This window comes from Amycolatopsis ponsaeliensis (assembly GCF_030182635.1).
GTDB lineage: Bacteria > Actinomycetota > Actinomycetes > Mycobacteriales > Pseudonocardiaceae > Amycolatopsis > Amycolatopsis ponsaeliensis.
Genome location: NZ_JAPZLD010000012.1, coordinates 202,691 through 219,417, shown reverse-complemented (window position 1 = coordinate 219,417; position 16,727 = coordinate 202,691). Strand labels below are relative to the sequence as shown.

Annotated in this window: 18 protein-coding genes; 2 read left to right on the top strand and 16 right to left on the bottom strand. The window is 70.9% G+C overall.

Annotated features, from left to right (window positions below):
* Window positions 1-6: 6 nt before the first annotated feature.
* Genes QQ657_RS20195 through QQ657_RS20180 form a run of 4 tightly spaced genes read right to left on the bottom strand, consistent with a single transcriptional unit; the run spans window position 7 to window position 2,208 of the window.
* Window positions 7-369, bottom strand: a complete 363-nt coding sequence (locus QQ657_RS20195; protein WP_284743724.1) for a GntR family transcriptional regulator — start codon at window positions 367-369, stop codon at window positions 7-9.
* Window positions 366-1,061 carry a hypothetical protein gene (locus tag QQ657_RS20190; protein WP_284743723.1) on the bottom strand — a complete coding sequence of 232 codons (696 nt, stop codon included), beginning with the start codon at window positions 1,059-1,061 and terminating at the stop codon, window positions 366-368. Before QQ657_RS20190 ends, QQ657_RS20195 begins: the two co-directional genes overlap by 4 nt.
* Before the next feature lie 44 nt (window positions 1,062-1,105).
* Window positions 1,106-1,741 carry a VC0807 family protein gene (locus tag QQ657_RS20185; RefSeq protein WP_284743722.1) on the bottom strand — a complete coding sequence of 212 codons (636 nt, stop codon included), beginning with the start codon at window positions 1,739-1,741 and terminating at the stop codon, window positions 1,106-1,108.
* Window positions 1,741-2,208: a MarR family winged helix-turn-helix transcriptional regulator gene (locus tag QQ657_RS20180; RefSeq protein ID WP_284743721.1), complete on the bottom strand. Its 468-nt coding sequence runs from the start codon at window positions 2,206-2,208 to the stop codon at window positions 1,741-1,743. Before QQ657_RS20180 ends, QQ657_RS20185 begins: the two co-directional genes overlap by 1 nt.
* Window positions 2,209-2,512: 304 nt before the next feature.
* On the opposite strand from QQ657_RS20180, the gene QQ657_RS20175 reads away from it, so the two are divergent.
* On the top strand, window positions 2,513-3,793 hold the full coding sequence (locus QQ657_RS20175) for a PucR family transcriptional regulator (RefSeq protein WP_284743720.1): 1,281 nt from the start codon (window positions 2,513-2,515) through the stop codon (window positions 3,791-3,793).
* Window positions 3,794-4,015: 222 nt separating this feature from the next.
* On the opposite strand, the gene QQ657_RS20170 is transcribed toward QQ657_RS20175, so the two are convergent.
* Both QQ657_RS20170 and QQ657_RS20165 read right to left on the bottom strand, forming a co-directional pair.
* Complete coding sequence (locus QQ657_RS20170; protein WP_284743719.1) at window positions 4,016-5,449, bottom strand: DUF6801 domain-containing protein; 1,434 nt, start codon at window positions 5,447-5,449, stop codon at window positions 4,016-4,018.
* A gap of 88 nt (window positions 5,450-5,537) precedes the next feature.
* A complete protein-coding gene (locus QQ657_RS20165; protein ID WP_284743718.1) occupies window positions 5,538-6,158 on the bottom strand; it encodes a DUF6801 domain-containing protein in 621 nt (206 codons plus the stop codon).
* 392 nt (window positions 6,159-6,550) lie between these two features.
* Here QQ657_RS20165 and QQ657_RS20160 point away from each other — a divergent pair, with 392 nt between their 5' ends.
* Window positions 6,551-7,453, top strand: a complete 903-nt coding sequence (locus tag QQ657_RS20160; protein WP_434056759.1) for an RCC1 domain-containing protein — start codon at window positions 6,551-6,553, stop codon at window positions 7,451-7,453.
* Window positions 7,454-7,507: 54 nt separating this feature from the next.
* Here QQ657_RS20160 and QQ657_RS20155 read toward each other — a convergent pair whose 3' ends face one another.
* Genes QQ657_RS20155 through QQ657_RS20110 form a run of 10 tightly spaced genes read right to left on the bottom strand, consistent with a single transcriptional unit; the run spans window position 7,508 to window position 16,725 of the window.
* Window positions 7,508-8,176, bottom strand: coding sequence for a hypothetical protein (locus tag QQ657_RS20155; protein WP_284743716.1), 669 nt, complete (start codon window positions 8,174-8,176; stop codon window positions 7,508-7,510).
* Window positions 8,177-8,216: 40 nt separating this feature from the next.
* Window positions 8,217-8,810: a hypothetical protein gene (locus QQ657_RS20150; protein WP_284743715.1), complete on the bottom strand. Its 594-nt coding sequence runs from the start codon at window positions 8,808-8,810 to the stop codon at window positions 8,217-8,219.
* Window positions 8,807-9,322, bottom strand: a complete 516-nt coding sequence (locus QQ657_RS20145) for an Rv1363c family protein (RefSeq protein WP_284743714.1) — start codon at window positions 9,320-9,322, stop codon at window positions 8,807-8,809. The genes QQ657_RS20150 and QQ657_RS20145 overlap by 4 nt, the downstream gene beginning before the upstream one ends.
* On the bottom strand, window positions 9,307-10,512 hold the full coding sequence (locus QQ657_RS20140; protein ID WP_284743713.1) for an MCE family protein: 1,206 nt from the start codon (window positions 10,510-10,512) through the stop codon (window positions 9,307-9,309). Before QQ657_RS20140 ends, QQ657_RS20145 begins: the two co-directional genes overlap by 16 nt.
* Window positions 10,512-11,576 (bottom strand): MCE family protein, encoded by a 1,065-nt coding sequence (locus tag QQ657_RS20135; protein ID WP_284743712.1) that lies wholly within the window; start codon window positions 11,574-11,576, stop codon window positions 10,512-10,514. The genes QQ657_RS20140 and QQ657_RS20135 overlap by 1 nt, the downstream gene beginning before the upstream one ends.
* A 14-nt stretch (window positions 11,577-11,590) precedes the next feature.
* Window positions 11,591-12,610 (bottom strand): MCE family protein, encoded by a 1,020-nt coding sequence (locus QQ657_RS20130; protein WP_284743711.1) that lies wholly within the window; start codon window positions 12,608-12,610, stop codon window positions 11,591-11,593.
* Entirely contained in the window at window positions 12,607-13,599 is a 993-nt protein-coding gene (locus tag QQ657_RS20125) for an MCE family protein (protein WP_284743710.1), read from the bottom strand. Before QQ657_RS20125 ends, QQ657_RS20130 begins: the two co-directional genes overlap by 4 nt.
* Window positions 13,596-14,603 carry an MCE family protein gene (locus QQ657_RS20120; RefSeq protein ID WP_284743709.1) on the bottom strand — a complete coding sequence of 336 codons (1,008 nt, stop codon included), beginning with the start codon at window positions 14,601-14,603 and terminating at the stop codon, window positions 13,596-13,598. The genes QQ657_RS20125 and QQ657_RS20120 overlap by 4 nt, the downstream gene beginning before the upstream one ends.
* Window positions 14,600-15,877, bottom strand: a complete 1,278-nt coding sequence (locus QQ657_RS20115) for an MCE family protein (protein WP_284743708.1) — start codon at window positions 15,875-15,877, stop codon at window positions 14,600-14,602. The genes QQ657_RS20120 and QQ657_RS20115 overlap by 4 nt, the downstream gene beginning before the upstream one ends.
* Entirely contained in the window at window positions 15,874-16,725 is an 852-nt protein-coding gene (locus QQ657_RS20110; protein WP_284743707.1) for an MlaE family ABC transporter permease, read from the bottom strand. The genes QQ657_RS20115 and QQ657_RS20110 overlap by 4 nt, the downstream gene beginning before the upstream one ends.
* Between the last annotated feature and the right edge of the window lie 2 nt (window positions 16,726-16,727).

Below are 16,727 nucleotides of genomic sequence, written 5' to 3'. Positions count from 1 at the left end.
TCCCACTCACGACCGGTAGGCCGCGCGGACCGCGTCCAAGGCGGTGTCGAGGTCCGCGCCCAGGTCCTGGGCGTGGGTGGCGAACTCGGCCGCCGCGGAGTGCAGCAGCGCCGTGCGGTCCGGGCGGCCGGCCGGGATCGTCACCACCGTGCCGCGCGCGCGGGCCGTCGCCACCCAGCCCGCCGCCTCCAGTTCGCGGTACGCGCGGGCCACCGTTCCGGACGCCAGTCCCAGGTCCCGGGCCAGCTGGCGGATCGGCGGTAGCCGCGCACCCTCCGGCAGCGCTCCGGTCGTGATCGCGTGGATCACCTGGTCGTGCACCTGCCGCCACGGCGCGAGCCCGTTCTCCGTGTCGACGACGATCTTCACGCGGCCGCCGGCAGCCGTTTCACCGGGGCCGTCACGGCGAGGAACGCGGCCAGCCCGGCCACCACGACCACGAGCGAGCCGAGGTTGCCCGCCGGCCAGCCGAGCGCGGCGCAGGTGCCGATGCCCAGCCCGATCGCGACGCGCCCGCTGCGGCGGCGCAGCGCCAGGTCGGCACGCGGCTCCCCGACCGCCGGGCGGCGCACCGCGAGCGCGGTGATCACCCAGCAGAGCAGCGTGGTGCCCGCCGCGACGGCCACCAGCGTCCACTGCCGGGTCCAGGCCAGGTGCGCGATCGCGCCCGCCGAAGCCAGCCCGCTGAGCACCAGCGCCCAGACCGGGACGACGTCGCGCAGCGTTCGCGGCACCAGGACGGCTTCCCGGCGCGGGCCGCGCGCGGGCCGCTGGGCGAACAGCTCGGCGATCAGGCCGCCGAGCAGCAGCGTCGCGACGATCGTGCCGGCCCCGGTGCCGTCGAGGACCGGCGGGATGACCAGGAACAGCCACGGGTACCAGATCCGGCGCCGCTTGAGGTACCGGACGGCGAGCGCCACCTCGGCGGCGTCCGGGTCCGGCACGCCCCAGCGTTCGAGCAAGCGCTTTCCGTGCTTCTCGCCGGGCCACAGCACGATCAGGATCGCCAGGCCGATCAGCCCGGTGAAGAGCGCGACCGCCAGCACGTTGTCCCACGGCATGTCCGGACCTCCTCGCTTGTATCAAGCACACGATACAAGCAGTCTCAGCCCGCCGCGACCCGGTGGGCCTCGATCACGGGCCGCATCGGGCGCATCCGCAGCCGCGTGACCACCACGGCCAGCACGAACACCACCACGAGTGGCACTTGGGAGAGCCACACGGACTCGTCCACGCGCTCGGGCGGCAGGCTGTAGACGACCACGACGCGGAAGACCGCGTCGAGAGCGAAGGCGCCGGCCCACACCGCTGTCACGCCGCGGACCGTGCGGCGGAACCGGTCCGAGTGGGTCCACGCGCGTTCGTAGGCGTCGGCGAGCGCGGGATCGCCCCGGGTGGCGAACGGCTTGCCCGAGTCCAGCACCAGCGGCCGCCCGGTGAAGCAGGTCACCAGCGCGTACACCGCCGCGACCGCCAGGTAGAGCGCCGGTTTCGCCAGCACGATCCGCGGGTCGCCGCTGACGATCAGCAGCGCTGCCGAGAGGCCCATCTCCAGGAAGATCAGCACGCCGAGCGCGTCCACCTTGCCCCGGCGGAGCGTGGTGACCAGCGCGTGGAGGCCGGTGGCGGCGCCGGCGATCGTGAGCGACCAGAACGCGCTCAGCCCGAAACCGGAGTGCAGCAGGAAGTAGCCGCCGATCGGCAGGGCGAGGTCGAGGACGACCGGGAGGAGGGCGCGCATCAGTCCGCCTCCCGCTGCCAGCGCCGTCCGGGAGCCGGCCGTTTCTTGGCCGCCGCGACCGAAGTCTCCAGCCGGGCCAGCAGTTCGCCGAGCCGGCGGACGTCCTCGGCGGACCAGTCCCGCAGGAAGTCGGCGAAGCGGTCGAGCCCGAGCTTCGTCAGGCGGCGCACCTCGTCCCAGCCCGGCTCGGTGAGCGAGATCAGGCAGGACCGCCGGTCTTCCGGATCGGCCTCGAGCCGCACGTGCCCGGCGTCTTCCAGGGCTCGCGTCTGGCGGGTGATCGACGACTGGTGCACGTCCAGCTCGGCGGCGACCTCCGACGGCCGGACGCGGCCCTTGACGGCGGCCAGCCGCAGGATCGCGACGCGGGTCGGGTCGGCGGCGCGCAGCTGGGCGCGGCGCATCGCCTCGCTGATCCGGGACAGGGGATAGACGACGCTCTCGAGGTCCTCATCGCTGTGCGGCATGACGACGACGGTAAGGCTACTTGCGTCACGCAAACAAGTGGTTGGCGAGAATCTCAGGGATATCCCCGAGGACTCCGGGGTCTGGGGGAGTTCGGCCGTTCGTACGTACAATCGTGAGCAGTCGGCGGGGTGGTTGTCAGCGTTCCGCAGCCGAGCCTCGTGAACTTGTCACGAAGATGACAAGAAATCGGTTTCCCTTCGAAGGTGTGACACGTTCCGGACTACTTTTTCGATGTGTCCGGTGTCACCCCGCATCAGGTGGGGTGCGCTGGCCGGGATCCCGGGGCGGAGCGAAGGAGCTGCGATGTCGGTGGAGCGCGGATTCGATCACGCTGCGCCGCCACCCGCCGCACTACCTCGCAAGCTCGCCGACATCCTGCGTCCCGAGCTGGCCAGCCTCGCCGCGGAGATCGTCGACGAGATCCGCGCGACCATCCCGGCCTACGCCCGCCCGCTCGACGGCCCCTACGGCAAGTCGATCCGCGCCGGCGTCGAGTACGCGATCACGTTGTTCGTCGCGCAGATCGCCGACCCGACGGTGTCCAAGGAGCAGTCCCACGAGGTGCACCACCGCTTGGGGCAGAACGAAATGCGCGAAGGCCGCAGCCTCGACACGCTGCAGTCGGCGTACCGGGTCGGCGCGCGCGTGTCGTGGCGGCGGATCATGCGCGTCGGGCGAAGAAGCGGGCTCTCGTCGGCGGTGATGTCCCAGCTGGCCGACGCGATGCTGGCGTTCATGGACGAACTCGCCTCCGTCGCGCTCGACGGCTACCTGGAGGCGAAGGCACGCACGGCGGGAGCGCTCGACACCTGGCGCCGCAAGCTCTTGCACCTCATTCTCGAGACGCCCCCGGCGTCCCCCAAGGCGATCGCCGAGCTGGCCCAGCTGATCGGCTGGCCGGTGCCGACCGACGCGACGCCGGTGGCGGTCTGCCCGGCCGACGGCGTCGCCCCGGCCCGCCGTCACGCGGGACTGGACGCGGACATCCTCGCCGAGCTCGACACGCCCGACCCGAAGCTGGTGATCCCCGGCGAGCTGAGCGGCGCCCGGCTGGCGACGCTGCAGGTGGCCCTGCCGGACTGCCGGCTCTCGATCGGCCCGTGCGTCCCGCTCGCGTCGGTCGCGGATTCCCTGCGCTGGGCCCGGAACGCGCTGCACCTGGCCGAGCGCGGCGTGCTGATGCCACGCCCGGTGCTGCGCGCCGAGGAGCACTTGGCGACGCTGCTGGTCAACTCCGACACGGGCCTGGTCGGCACGCTGCGCCACCGCCTGTTCGCGCCGCTGGCGGACATGACGGGCAAGCAGCAGGAGCGGCTGCTGGAGACGCTGCGGGCGTGGCTCGACAGCCAGGGCAACGTGGTGGAGATCGCGGAGCGCCTGGGTGTCCACCCCCAGACGGTCCGCTACCGCATGAGACAGCTCCAGGCGACGTTCGGCGACAGCCTGCGTGATCCGGCGGCACGGTTCGAGATGGAGCTGGCCCTGCGCGCGGGCGCGGCACCGTTGCCGCTGCGCTACCCGGTCACCGAGCTGCTCCCGGCCCCGCGCAGCGGCGGGTTGCATCCACAGTGGACGCCGCGGTAGCCGGGACTAGGTAAGCCGCTGGAGTCGGCTGCCCACACCTGTGTTGTGTAGTGGCGGACGAACCTTCCCTTGGCGCCGAACGACTCGCCACGCCGTGTCCGCTCCGGACGCCGCACAGGCGAAGGCGTCGGTCAGGCCACGCAGGTACCAGCCGGAAGGGCCGGCCGTCGGGCTTCGGCGACCGGGAGACGCCGGAACACGGTCCCTCCGCTGTGGATCGGGTCAGCGGCTCGCGCGGAAGACCTCCGCCGGGATCGGCGCGACCGGCGGGCAGTTGCGGTGGTCCGGCTCCTGGCACAGGGTGATGAGCGACAGGTGCGCCGACGCCTGGTTGCCCGGCCCCGAGTTCTGGCCGGTGAACAGTGAGCTCAGCTTCTCGGCCGCGCCGCAGTTCTTGAACGGTGGCAGCGTGAAGCCGCGGTACTTCGGGTCGGGGTTGGCCGAGTCGGTGCCGATGAGGCCGCCGGCGCCGAACGGGTCGTACTCGCCGATCATGTCGATCGGGATCGGCTTCTCCGACACGCAGTCCGGGCCGGCCTCGAGCGGGACGCCGTTCACCTTGACGTCGCTCAGCCGCGAGACCACGTCGAGGTGGTTGCGCAGGATCCCGTCGAACAGCGTCCCGAACGAGTGGATCATGGTGCTGCTCCGGTAGTCGACCGGCAGGAACTCGACGGTCGCGCTGATCGGCAGGAACCCGTACCCGAGGTACGACACCGTCACCGGGGCGAAGGCCAGCTCGCCGGTGATCTCGCTCCGGATCGGGAACCCGTCGACGTCGGTGATCCGGAACCAGACGCCGTTGGCCAGCACGGCCGGCTTGCTGTGGATCTTGCTGCCGGTCTTGGCGATCGTGCTCGTGTTGTCGACCTGATTCGACTGCAGCGGCAGCACCATGGTGAAGGTCTCGTCCGGTGGCGGTTCTTCGTCCAGCAGAGAGTGTTTCTGCGGGACGGTCGACCGCGGACCGGGTGCGGCCTTCTTCTCCGGCGCCGGCTTGCCCGCCGGTGGCGTGGTGGCCGCCAGCACCGGGACAGCGCCGAAGGAGAGGTCCTGGCCGCTGTCGGCGGCGCAGGTCACCTGCTCGGCGGGCTGGTCCGGTGGCGCGCCCGTCGGGCCGATGGCGAGTTTCGGCGGCGTCAGCCGGATCCGCAGCACGCCGGCGGCGGACGGGGAGAACGACGGCAGCTTCCCCTTGGCCACCAGGGTGAGGTCGCCTTCGGCGGGCAGCGCGGTCGCGGCGATGGTCATCGGGACGGCGAGGGTGTCCTTGACCTTCCCCTGTTCCAGCAGCAGCTGGAAGGCCAGGCCGCCCTCGAGGGTGGCGCCGGTGCCGAGCAGCTGCTGGGCGGCGGCCCGCGGCAGCGAGAACGACACGGACAGGTCGTCGATGGCCGCCGGCTTGCCGATCGTCATCGAGGCGGGCAGGGTCGCGGTCGTGGCGACGGTGAGCTTCAGCGGTCCGATCGGATCGGCGAACGGGCACGTCGCGGCCACGGTCTTGGCCAGCTCGTGACGCCCGGACGCCGTGGCTCCGGCGGGTTCGCCCGGTGCGGCCGACCCGATGCCGGTGAACGCGCCGGTGGTGACCGACACGACGCACACCAGCGCGATCGCGCCGCGGGTCGCCGTCCGCCGGGTCAGCCTGGGGGCCATGCCGTGCTCCTGTCCGTGCCACCGGGAAACGAGCCGTAGGGATGGCCGGGGCCCCGGCCATCCCTACGGTGCTGCTAGTTCAGCGCTGTCACGTGATGACGAAGGTCGGCGAGAACGCCAGGTTCTGCGCCGGGCTCGTCGTCTTCGGCGTGCAGCTCATGTTCCAGTTCGCCCAGGTGTTGTTGGACGCCTTGTGGAACTGCAGAGCCGCGGTGATCGGAGTGCCGAGCGACAGCGTGTCGCTGCCCGCGGCCGCCGGGGCCGTGTAGGTCGGGATCGACGAGGACGCCACCTGGCTGATGACCACGGTGATCGGTCCGCCGGTCGGGTAGATCGTCTCCGGGATGTCCAGGCCGCTCGCCGGGCCGGAAACCGTTCCGCTCGCGGCGGTCACCGGGACCGTCGCCGTGCCGCGGAGGCCGTTGTAGCCGACGGCGGTCAGCAGCGAGTGCACCGCGGCGGAGATCGTCGCGGTGCCACCGACGTTGGTCGGCGTGACGGTGGTGCCGGCGGCGATCGAGTCCGGCCCGGTCAGGGAGGCGGTGATCCCCACGTCCTGCTGCGGGATGCCGGGGAAGGTGCATCGGTAGGTGGCGCCCGCGTTGTAGGCGGTGTCGGCCGAAGCCACGCCGGTGAAGACCATGCCGAGCGCGCTGACGGCCGCGGCGGTGGTGACTGCTTTGAGGGACAGGTTCCTGAGTCGGGTCATGACTGCCAATCTCCTTTGATCATCCAGCTGACGTCTCGGTGGGCGCTGCCCACGCGCCCCGCGGACCGATCGGTACCGCGAATTCCCCGGTGTTTCCCTGGTGCAGCCCAGACCCTCGCGAGGTGGCTGTGAGAAAGTATGTTACTCACCAGTCGGTTGCGCAACAAGCGTGTGCCGGACCGGCTTCCGGAGTGGTCCTCAGGCGGGTATTTTTTGTCAACGACGGAGTATTCGGAGGCGGACCTTGGTCGGCGCTTGACAAAGAATCCGGCGGGTATCCTCCGGCGATTGTCCGGGTTAGTATCGAAGTGCGCGTGTGCGCCGTGATCGCAGGGACCGATTCAGGGAAAGAAGATACCGTGGCCGCAGTCTTCCGTTTCCGGCGCGCCGCCGTGCTGGTGGCCGCCGCGCTGGTCGTCACCCCGCTCGTGCCGGCCGCGTCCGCCTCGGCCGAGGACACCGGGGGCGTCCTCGCGTGGGGGCTGACCTACTACATCATGGGGCCGCCCCCGGAGGCTTCCGAAGGGCTGAGCGCGGTCTCCATGGGCAGCCTGGACGCGATCGGGCTCAAGGCGGGCCAGGTCCTGGTCTGGGGCGACAACAACTTCGGCCAGACCGAGGTGCCCGAGGCGGCGATGTCGGGCGTGAGCGCGGTCGCCGCCGGCTGGGGCCACGAGCTCGCGCTCAAGAACGGCGGCGTCCTGGCCTGGGGGAACAACTGGTACGGCCAGGCCGAGGTGCCCGCCGACGCGAAGTCGGGTGTCGTCGCCATCTCCACCAGTGCCCTGCACAACCTCGCGCTCAAGGAAGGCGGGCGCGTCGTCAGCTGGGGCCTGCGCACGGACGTCCCGGCCGCCGCGACGTCCGGTGTCACCGCCGTTTCCGCCGGTGGCGACCACAGCCTGGCGCTGAAGAACGGCGGGGTCATCGCCTGGGGCAGCGACAGCTTCGGCCAGGCCGAGGTGCCCGCCGACGCGAAGTCGGGTGTCACCGCCATTTCGGCCGGTCACCAGCACAGCCTCGCGCTCAAGGACGGCCGGGTGATCGCCTGGGGCCGCGACGACAACCACCAGGCCGAGGTCCCGGACACGGTCCAGTCCGACGTCGTGGCGATCGACGCGGGCTGGACGTTCAACCTCGCGCTCAAGAGCAACGGCGACGTCGTCGCCTGGGGCTCCAACGACCAGATGGAGAGCGACCCGCTGAGCAACGGGATCTGCGGCCCGCTGCTGGCCGTGTCGGCGGGAGACCGCTACAGCGTCGTGCTCAAGGCGGACCCTTCCGCACCCTGCTGACCAGGCACGAAAGAGGGGCGCACCGGCCGGTGCGCCCCTCTTCCGTGCCCCGGGTCAGCCTTCGGTCTTGGCCGCCAGGTCCAGCGAGATCGTGTTGCCCGGACCCGAAACCAGCGCACCGAGCGCCAGGTCCGCGATGAAGCAGTTCTTGAAGTCCGGGATGGTGTACGTGCCGGTGACGGTGATCTTCGGGCCGAAGATGTCGACGTCCTTGGCGCTCAGGTCGAGGTCGAGCGGCTTGCTCGCCTTGCAGCTGCCCGGCACGGTCGGCAGCGGGATCACCGGGATGATCAGGCCGGCCCAGATGTCGTAGATCTCCATGTTCGCCTGGGCGTGCGTGGTCAGCGTGCCGTCGGCGATGGTGCCGGTGGCCGGGCCGGTCGGGGTGATCTTGACCTTCGCCTTGATTCTGAACAGCCCCGACACCAGCGAGATGTTCGCCTGCGACGTCGGCAGCGTCAGGTCCGCGCGCAAGCCCACCGAACCGGTCTGGTCGTCGATGATCAGGGCGCCGTCGAGGTTGCCCGGGCCGAGGGCCATCGCGCTGCCGGTCTTCTTGATCACGGTGCTGCCGGTGACGGTGTAACCGACCGGGATCTCGACCACGTCGGCCGAAGCCGGCACGGCGGTGACAACGCTCATCGCGATGCCCGCGGCCGCCGTGACCGCGGCCGCGCGTGCCATTTTCCGGCCGTTCTTCCGAGTGCGCGACAAAGTAGGCATGCCAACTCTCCTTCGAATTGTGCAGCGGTGTGAAACAGGGTCAGCGGGGGGTCAGCCCGGTAATCTTCCAGGCATTACCCTCACGTTCCGCGGTCACCGAAAGCTGAGCGGCCGCGGAACTGCTGGAATTGTTGTCGGCGCGGGTGGCGGCTTGGTCCAGGAACACGAGGAGCCGGGCGTGCCCTTCGCGCAGATCCTGTACCGCGGATGACGTCACCCGTGTTGTCAGCACCAGTTTCTGGGCCGGTGCTTTTTCCTTCACCTGGGCGAACAGCCGGTCGTAGGTGGTGAGTGCGTCGCCGCGCAGGACGTCCCGCGCGGCCTGTTCCGTGACCTCGGTCTTGTCGTAGGAGTAGGAGAAGATCCGGTTGAGCGCCAGCGTCACCGCCGAGGTGACGTCGGCGGTCGCCCCGACGTCGGTGAGCGCGTGGTTGGCCGCGGCCGGGTCGTCCGCCGCCGAGCGCGCTGCGAGCGTGAACACCACACCGGCGGCCGCCAGCAGCACCGAGACGACGACCAGCAGCGGCAGCAGGAGCGGCCGGCGCCGGGGCGGTTCAGCTTCGGCGACCACCTCGTCGGAGGAGGCCGTCACTTCGGCTTCTTCCTCAGCAGTGGGCAACGCGTCGGTGCTCATCTCGCCCCCACCGGCAGTTCGTCGAGGGCGCTGAGCTTCCAGCCGCCGTCGGTCCGGGTCAGTCCCGCGGCGAACCGGTTGCGCTTGGTCGCCGGCGCGACACCCTCCTTCAGCGCGGTGATCTCCACCGAGGCCAGCAGCTTGGCGGTGCCGGCGTGCTCGTCGAGCTCGCTGAGCGCCGCGTCCAGCACCTTCCCGGTGGACACGGTCGCGTCCTGGGTGAGGGTCTTCTTCGTGGCTTCGTCGGTGTGGGCCAGCCGGTCGTGCAGTGGCCCGGTCGACGCGTCGAGCCACTGCGCGAGCCCCTGGTCCAGCTGGTGGTAGTCGAGGGTGCACAGCAGCGCGACCAGCTGCCGGCCGCTGGACAGCGCTTCGTCGCGGGCGGTCCCGTAGGTCAGCGTTTCGCTGTTTGCCGTGCGGTACCAGCCGATCCCCGCCCAGGCCGCGAACGCCGCGGTGACGACCACGGCGGCGACCGCGGCCCGCAGCGGCCGCTTCACTTTCCCAGCCACAGCATCTCCTCGAGGGTCGGGGAATCCGGCTGGCCGGCGGACACGGTCAGCGGGGTCCCGGAGCCGGGCACCGCGGCGGGCGGCACCGGCGGGTGCGCCGCGTTCTGCGAGCCGCGCACCGATGTCGCGTCGCCCTTCTCGAGCGTGCAGGACGCGCCCGTGTTGAACGGCAGCGGTGTGGTGTCCGTGCTCGGCCGGTACTGCGTGCTTTCGTACCCGGCGCGGCAGGGCAGCGGGTCGTAGAACGTCAGCGCCATGCCGAGGTTGCCGTCGCCCCCGCCGAAGACCGTCGACGCCGTCGCGACCGCCTTCGGGGTCGCGACGAGCAGCTGTTCCAGGTCGCCGGTGCGGGCCTGGAACACCTGCGCGGTGGTGAGCAGGTTGGCGAGCAGGATCGGCAGCCCCGGGTCGGTCTCCTTCAGCAGGCTGCCCAGCTCGGACGCGGCCGGCGGCGCGGTCGCGATCAGCCGCCTCAGGTCACCGTCCGAACTCGACAGCTGCGCGGCGAACAGCTTGGCGTTGCTCGTGAACGAGCGCCACTCGGTGGCGGAGTCGAGCTGGGTGCGCAGCACGGTCGAGCCGTCGTCGATCAGCTTCGTGGTCTGCGGCAGGTTGGCCGAAGCGTCCTTGGTGAACGACGTCGCGGTGTCCAGCAGGACCTGCAGGTCGGGCCCGGTGCCGCGCAGGGCGTCGTCGAGTTCGTCGACGACCGTGCGCAGGTCGCCGGTCGGCACCGACGCGGTCAGCGAGTCGAGGTCGCCGAGCAGGTTCTGCACCGGCATCGGCAGCGTCGTCTTCTCGCGCGGGATCACCGAGCCGCCGGTCAGGTAGGGGCCGTCGGCGGTCCGCGGCTGCAGGTCCACGTACTGCTCGCCGACCGCGGAACGGTTCGCCACCACGGCCTGGGCGTTCGACGGGATCGGCGGGGCCGAGTCGTCGATGACCAGGTCCGCCTCCATCCCGGACGGCGTCAGCCGCAGCTCGCCGATCCGCCCGACGGCGACCCCGCGGTAGGTCACCTCGCCGTTGGTGAAGATGCCGCCGCCCTCGGCGAGTTCCAGCTTCACGGTGTACCCGCTGCCGCCGAAGAGCCGTCCGATGCCCGCGTAGTTCGCGCCGACGAACGCGACCGTCACCAGCGAGATCACCACGAACGCGATCACCTGGACCCGGACCCTGGTGGTCAGCATCAGCGCCCTCCCGACGTCGTGACGCCGCTGGCCGGCAGGGGCAGCGTCGGCAGGCCGGGCGGGACGCCTTCGCCGGGCGGCGGCAGCGCCTGCCCGGGCGCCGGGATCACCGACGCGTAGACGTTGAGGTAGTCGCCCTTGATCGCCGGGAGGACCGCGTCGGTGTACGGGAAGGACGGCAGGATCTCCAGCGACTTCGGCAGCGACGCCCCGGCGTCGGCGAGCCGGTGCAGGATCGGCGCGAGCGCGGTCAGGTCGGCCACCAGGTCGTCCTTGCTCTTGTGGATGACGTCGGTGGCGACACCGGAGAGCTGGTCGAGCGACTGGAGCATGGCGACGAGCTGGGTGCGCTGGTCGGTCAGCGTGCGCAGGCCAGGGGTGAGGTCGGTGAGCGCGCCGGACACCTGCGCGTCGCGGTCGGCGAGCGTGGTCGCCAGCTGGTTGACCCCTTCGAGGGCCGCGGTGATGTCCTGGCGGTGCGCGTCCAGGTCGGTGGCGAGGGTGTTGACCCCGGACAGGAACGAGCGGATCTGCGTCTCGTTCCCGGTCATCACCTTCGACAGTTCGCGGTTGATCGTCTGCAGCTGCCCGATGCCGCCGCCGTTGAGCAGCAGCGAAAGCGCGCCGAAGACCTCTTCGAACTCCGGGTTGCGGTTGGTGCGCGACACCGGGATCACGGCTTTGTCGGCCAGCCGCGCGGTCTGCTGCGGCGCGGTACCGTCCGGGGCGGCGAGCTCGACGAACTTCTCGCCCAGCAGGCTGGACTGCCGCAGCCGCGCGACGGCGTCGGCGGGCAGCACGACGTCGCCGTTGACCTCGACGACGGCCTCCGCGGTCCAGCCGTCGGCGCCGAGGCGGATGGTCTGGACGCGCCCGACCGGGACGTCGCCGACCTTCACCGCGGCCTGCGGCACCAGGTCGAGGACGTCGGCGAACTGCACGGTGACGTGGTACGGGTGGTCGCCGACGTCGGCGCCGCCGGGCAGCGGCAGGTCGTAGACACCCTTGAACTCGCCCGAACAGGCGGTCAGCACCAGGCAGCAGCCGGCGGCCAGGGCCGTCATGCGTCTCAACGGTTTCATCTGCCGCCCGCCTCGTTCGTGTAGACGGATCCGGTGACCGGCAGCGGCAGGTAGTCGAGCAGGTCGGTGCGGCTCTGCAGGGCGCCGGTGGCGGGGTCGACCGTCTGGAGCAGGTTGGTCGCGGCCAGCGGGGCGGTTTCGAGGGTCTCGGCCAGCGACGCGCGCTGGTCGACGAGGGTCTGCGTGGTCACCGCCAGCTTGTCCACATTGGACGTGATCAGCGCGCGGTTGTCCTTGATGAACCCCTGGATGTCGGCGAGCGCGCTGCCGAGCGAGCGCAGCGCCGTGGCCAGCTCGTCGCGGTTGGCCGACAGCGTGCCCGACACCGCGGCGAGCTGCTGGTTGACCTGGGTGACCTGGTTGTCGTTGGCGGCCAGCATGCTGGTGAACTGCTGCAGCTCCCGCACGGTGGTGAACAGGTCGCCGGAGTTGCCGGCCAGCGTCCGGGCCAGCTCCGCGAGCTGCTTGACGGAGTCGTTGAACGCGGCGCCGTTGCCCTCCAGGTTGCGCGCGCCGGTCTTCAGCAGGTCCGACAGCGCGCCGTTCTTGTTCGCGCCGTCCGGCCCGAGCGCCTTGGTGAGCGAGTCGAGGCTGGCGTAGAGCTGGTCCAGCTCGACCGGGGTCGCGCTGCGGTCGACGCCGATGGTGGCGTTGTCGACGAGCCGCGGTCCGCCGCGCGCGGGCTTGGAGAACTGGACGTACCGGTCGGCGACGACGCTGGGCGCGATGACGACGACGTCGGTGTCGGCCGCGATCGGCGCGGAACCGTCGTAGGTCAGCGTCACCTCGACCTGCTCGCCGCGTGGGGTCACCGACTCGACCTGGCCGATCCGGACGCCGAGGAGCCGGACGTCGGAGCCGCTGTAGACCCCGACCGCGCGGGAGAAGAGCACGGTCGCGCGGTCGAGCCCGGTGCCGGAGAAGATCCACCACAGCGCGGCCACGACGACGAGCGCGAGCACGACGGCGGTGGCGACGAACCGGCTGAGCCGGACCTGGTTGCGGGTCGAGTTCACTTCGGGGCTCCCGTCTGCTTCGGCGGCACACACGGGTCGCGGTTTTCGGGGAGCAGGCCGCAGAGGTAGGTGTCGAGCCAGCGGCCGTTGCCGAGGGCGTTGTTCGCCAGCCGGAAGTACGGCCCGGCGGCGGCGAGGCTCTTGGCCAGGTTGTCGTTCTGCCGCGTCAGCAGGTCGGTCACGGTGTTCAGCTGGCTCAACGCCGGCTTCAACGCGTCGGTGTTGTCCTTGACCAGGCCGGAGAGCTGGGTGGCCAGCGCCTGCGCGCCGGTCAGCAGGTCGTGGATGGCCTGGCGGCGCCGGTCGAGCTCGCCCAGCAGCAGGTTGCCGTCGGAGAGCAGCTGCTCGAAGTCCTCGTTCGAGTTAGCCAGCGTCGTGGTGATCTTCTTGGCGTTGGCCAGCAGATCGGCGAGCTGGTCGTCGCGCGAGGACACCGTCTTCGACAGGGCGGACAGCCCGTCCAGCGCGGTGCGGACGTGGGCCGGGGCGTTCCGGAACGTGTCGCTGATCGCGGTGAAGCTGTCGGCGAGCTGCTCGGTGTTGATCGACCCGGCGGTGTTCGCGAGGCCGTTGAACGCCTCGGTGACGTCGTACGGCGTGACCGTCCGGCTCCGCGGGATCGCCTGGCCGGGGTCCTGCACGCCGTCGCCGGTCGGCTTGAGCGCGAGGAACTTGCGGCCCAGCAACGTCTTGATCCGGATCTCCACCGACGTCCGGTCGCCGACCCACGCGTCCTTCACGCGGAAGGTGACGAGCACGTGGTCGTCGGCCAGCTCGACGTCGCGGACCTCGCCGACCTTGATGCCGGCGACGCGGACCTCGTCGTCGGCCTGCAGCCCGGCCGCCTCGGAGAACTCCGCGTGGTAGGTGGTGCCGCCGCCGACGATCGGCAGGTTGTCGTAGTTGAACGTCACGGTCAGCAGCGCGGCCAGCACGACGCTCCCGGCGACGCCGAGGGCGAGCGGATTGCGTTCCTTGAAGGACTTCACGCGCCGCACCTCTCCGCCGTGACCGGCGTCCCGCGCGGGGGCGTGGTCTGCAGGGTGGCGCTGCACAGGTAGAAGTTCATCCACGAGCCGTAGGAGCTGATCCGGCCGAGCCCGTTCAGCTTCTCCGGCAGCGTGCTGAGCGTCTGCTCGAGACCGGGCAGGGTGTCCTTGTCCGCCAGGTTCTTCGTGACGCGGTCGAGCCCGGTGATGCTGTCCTTCAACGGGGTCCGCACGTCGCCGAGCAGGCCCGCGGTGGCCGTGGACAGGTCGCCGAGGCCGCCGATGGCGTCACCGATGACGGCCCGGTCCGAGGCCAGGCCGGAAACCAGCTCCCGCAGGGTCGAAATCAACGTCGTCAGCGCGGTTCCCTTGCTGTTCACCGTGCCGAGCACGTGGTTGAGGTTGGTGATCACCTCGCCGATGAGCTGGTCGCGGCTCGCGAGCGTCGAGGTCAGCGAGCCGGTGTGCGCGAGCAGCTCTTCGACCGTGCCGCCCTCGCCCTGCAGCACCTGCACGATCTCGCCGGAGAGCTGGTTGACGTCGGTGGGGGAGAGCGCCTGGAACAGCGGCTTGAAGCCGTTGAACAGGTCGGTCAGGTCGAGGGCGGGCGTGGTGCGGTTCAGCGGGATCTCCCCGCCGATCGGGAGCGTCCCCTGGCCGCCGGCACCGCGCTCGAGCGCGATGTAGCGCTGGCCGACCATGTTGCGGTACTTGATGACCGCGCCGACGTCGGCGGGCAGCTGCCGGCCTTCGTCGAGGGAGAACCGGATGTGCGCGAGGCTGTGGTCGGCGATCTCGAGCTCCTCGACCTGCCCGACGCGGACCCCGGAGATCCGGACGTCGTCGCCGACGTTCAGCGACGTCGCGTCGGTGAACGTGGCGCCGTAGAGGTCGGTCCGGCCGACGCCGGTGCCGGCGATGGAGATCGCCAGCAGCACGGTCGCGGCGGTGGTGACCAGGATGAAGATCAGGCTCTTGACCAGCGGGGCGGCGAACTTCCTCACTTGAGCGTCACCTCCGTGCCGCGGTAGAGCGGGCCGACCAGCACGCTGCTCCAGTCCGCGACGTCCTTGGTGGGCACGCCCAGCTGCGGCGCGAGCACGGTGGCGAGCAGCTCGCGTTCCTGCGGCGAGTTCGCGACGCCGAGGTCGTCGCGGGTGCCGACCAGCAGCGGGTGCTGGGGCGCGCCGGGCGCCACGGCGGCGGTGCCGGTCGTCGGCGCGACGCCGCTGGGGTAGCAGCGCGGACCGCCGCCGCTCGCCGGGACCGCCGGCTCGTCCTTGCCGGGCACGTACTTGCCGCGGGCTTGGGTGACGGTGATCGCGGCGTGCATGCCGGGCTGGTTCGTGCCCTTGCCGAGCGCTTCGTCGACCGGCCCGCGCAGGGCGTCCATCGCCTTGAGGGTGCACGGGAAGCTGGGGGAGTACTCGGCCGCGACCTCGAGGGCGGCGCGGCTGTCGGCCGACAGGGCGATGATGTTGTTCTTGTTGCGGCTCAAGAAGTTTTCGACCTCGCCCGCGGAGTCCGTCACCTGCTGGTACACGGTGGCGAGGTCGGCCGTCTTGTCGTGCACCGTGTTCAGCGTGACGGCGGAGTCGGTGAGCGCGTCCAGCAGATCGGGCGCGATGTCGCCGTAGAGCCGGGAGACGGACGCGAGGTCCTGGATGTCCTCGGTGAACTTCGGCAGCTGCGGGGTGAAGTCCTTCAGGTACGTGGCCGCGGTGGAGAGGGTCTGGCCGATCTGCTCGCCGCGGCCCTCCAGCGCCGTCGAAACCGCGGTCAGCGTGGTCGCCAGCTTCTGCGGCTGGACGGCCTTGAGCAACGGGAGGAGGTTGTCGAAGACGCGTTCCAGCTCGATCGCGTTGGCCGAGCGATCCTGCTCGATCGTGTCACCCGCGACCAGGTGGGAGTCCCTCGCGCCGTCCGGAATGGACAGCTGGACGTACCGCTCGCCGAACAGCGTCTTCGGCACGAGCAGCGCGGAGACGTTGCGCGGCAGCATGTCCACCTTGTCCGGCTCCAGCGCGAGCGCGATCTCGGCACCCTGCGGGGTCGCCCGGACGTCGCGGATCTCGCCGACGAGCACCCCGCGGGCCTTGACCTGGCCGCCCGCCGAGAGCTGGTTGCCGATCCGGCTCGCCTTCAGCGTCACCGGGACCGTGCTGACGAAGTCCTTGTCGTACACCTTGATCGAGAGCGTCACGAGCACGCCCATGACCACCAGGAACAGCACCCCGGCGGTGCGGACCCCGGCCTTGCGGCGGGTATCGCGTCTCATCCGGCCACCTGCACGGTGGTCGTCGCGCCCCAGATCGCCAGGCTCAGGAAGAAGTCGATGATGCTGATCGCGACGATCGCGGTGCGCACCGCGCGGCCGACCGCCACGCCGACGCCGGCCGGGCCGCCGCTCGCGCGGAAGCCGTAGTAACAGTGAGCCAGGACCACGACGACGCTGAACACCAGGACCTTCCCGAACGACCACAAGACGTCGCCGGGCGGCAGGAACAGCAGGAAGTAGTGGTCGTAGGTGCCCGCGGACTGGCCGAAGAACCACACGGTGATCTGCCGCGAGGCGAGGTAGCTCGACAGCAGGCCGATCGCGTAGAGCGGGATGACGGCGAGGAAACCGGCGATCACCCGCGTCGTCACCAGGTACGGGACGCTCGGGATGCCCATGACTTCCAGTGCGTCGATCTCCTCGGAGATCCGCATCGCGCCGAGCTGCGCGGTGAAGCCGCAGCCGACGGTGGCGCTCAGGGCGAGGCCGGACACCAGCGGGGCGATCTCGCGGGTGTTGAAGTAGGCGGAGACGAACCCGGCGAACGCCGACGTGCCGACCTGGTTGAGCGCGGAGTAGCCCTGCAGGCCGACGACCGTGCCGGTGGCGACGGTCATCCCGATCATCACGCCGATCGTGCCGCCGATGACGGCGAGCGCGCCGCTGCCGAAGCTGACCTCGGCCAGCAGGCGGACGACCTCGCGCAGGTAGCGGCGCAGTGCTCGCGGCGTCCAGGCGATCGCGCGGAGGAAGAACAGGATCTGGTCGCCGAGGGTGTCGAGGAACCCGAACCGGCGGTCGACGGCTTCGCGCACGCGCGCGGCCTTGGGGACTTCCGTGGTCGTCACGT